This is a genomic window from Bacteroides sp. NSJ-39, from assembly GCF_014287315.1.
Classification (GTDB): domain Bacteria; phylum Bacteroidota; class Bacteroidia; order Bacteroidales; family Bacteroidaceae; genus Bacteroides; species Bacteroides finegoldii.
In genome coordinates this window covers 1-994 of sequence record NZ_JACOOB010000067.1, presented here as the reverse complement: position 1 = coordinate 994, position 994 = coordinate 1, and the positions used below count along the sequence as shown (strand labels likewise).

The following is a 994-nucleotide window of genomic DNA, read 5'->3' as shown; positions in this document are numbered from 1 at the left end:
TTATGTTGGTAGATTTTGCAGGCATAAAAATATTCGATGCAATAACGGTAGAAGCAAATATTCTTTTATCTCAAAAAGCAGCAAATATTTTTAACACACAAGCTTGTTTGGTACAAGATTCGAATGGCTTGAATAATTTGAGCGATTTCGTGCAGCAACAAGGCGTGAAGTGTAACTTTGCAGATTCTATCCCATGGGTGATATTGTCTCCCATTGAACAGAGCATCAAGCAGAAGATTGAGTCTGTGGGAATACCCTTGAAGGATTGGAACATCCAAATCAACTATGGGATAAAAACTGGTTTCAATGATGCTTTTATCATTTCTACCGAAAAGCGTGATGAGATACTAGCGAATTGTCAAACAGAAGATGAACGTGTTCGGACGGCTGAACTTATACGACCGATTCTTCGTGGCAGGGATATCAAGAGATATGAATATGAATGGGCGGACTTGTGGATTATAGCCACATTTCCTTCGCGGCATTATGATATAGAAAGTTATCCTGCGGTGAAAAATTATCTTCTGTCAATTGGCATAGAGCGTTTAGAACAAACAGGAGAAACTCATATTGTTAATGGCAAAAAAATAAAAGCCCGAAAGAAAACTAGTAACGAGTGGTTTGAAACACAAGATAGCATCAGTTATTGGGAGGATTTTTCTAAGCCAAAAATTGTATGGAAAATAATCGGAAACCAAATGGCTTTTGCATATGATGCCAACAATTATGTAATGAACAATGCCTGTTATATTATGACAGGCGATCATTTGGATTATCTGTTGGCAGTATTGAATTTTCCAATAACTGAAGTAACCTTCGTGTAATCATACGAGTCTGTGATTTCCTGCGTTTACGCAGTTTGCTATAAGCAAGATAGGCACGGCGTACATCAAGATACTTGTTACGGGGACGTTGTATGTGCAAGGTCTGGCAATGTTTGCACAGATGACGATGAAGCCATACAATACCTTCCCATAAGAGTTTGGTATCAGTA

At 38.2% G+C, this 994-nt stretch carries 1 protein-coding gene and 1 pseudogene; one reads left to right on the top strand and one right to left on the bottom strand.

Annotation, left to right across the window (positions count from 1 at the left end):
• A partial coding sequence (locus H8S63_RS19750) for a TaqI-like C-terminal specificity domain-containing protein (RefSeq protein ID WP_304522351.1) occupies nt 1-824 on the top strand: 824 nt, incomplete at its 5' end.
• Here the strand turns inward: H8S63_RS19750 and H8S63_RS20450 are convergent.
• A pseudogene (locus tag H8S63_RS20450) lies at nt 796-994 on the bottom strand (DDE transposase); the annotation flags it as partial. The gene H8S63_RS19750 and the pseudogene H8S63_RS20450 sit on opposite strands and share 29 nt — an antisense overlap.